The following is a 278-nucleotide window of genomic DNA, read 5'->3' on the forward strand; positions in this document are numbered from 1 at the left end:
AGTGCTCTATTCCCATTGAAAGGTCACACTGGTAGATGTAGTATGGTCTTACCCTTATTGTTGTTAGCTTTTGAACAAGATCCTTCATGATATGTGGGCAGTCGTTTATTCCTCTAAGAAGAACTGACTGGTTACCCAGTGGTATTCCTGCATCTGCTAGCTTTCTACATGCTTCTGTTGATTCAGGTGTTATTTCATTCGGATGGTTGAAGTGTGTGTTCAACCAGATTGGGTGATACTTTTTAAGCATGTTTACAAGGTCATCAGTGATTCTCTGT

General features: G+C 40.3%; 1 pseudogene. It reads right to left on the bottom strand.

The annotated features are described in order from the left end of the window. Positions 1-278 (bottom strand): annotated as a pseudogene (locus tag ACKX14_RS15720) (lysine 2,3-aminomutase); the annotation flags it as partial.

This window comes from Thermorhabdus hydrogeniformans (assembly GCF_049310025.1).
Taxonomy (GTDB): Bacteria; Bacillota; Thermosediminibacteria; order Thermosediminibacterales; family Tepidanaerobacteraceae; genus JBJYKD01.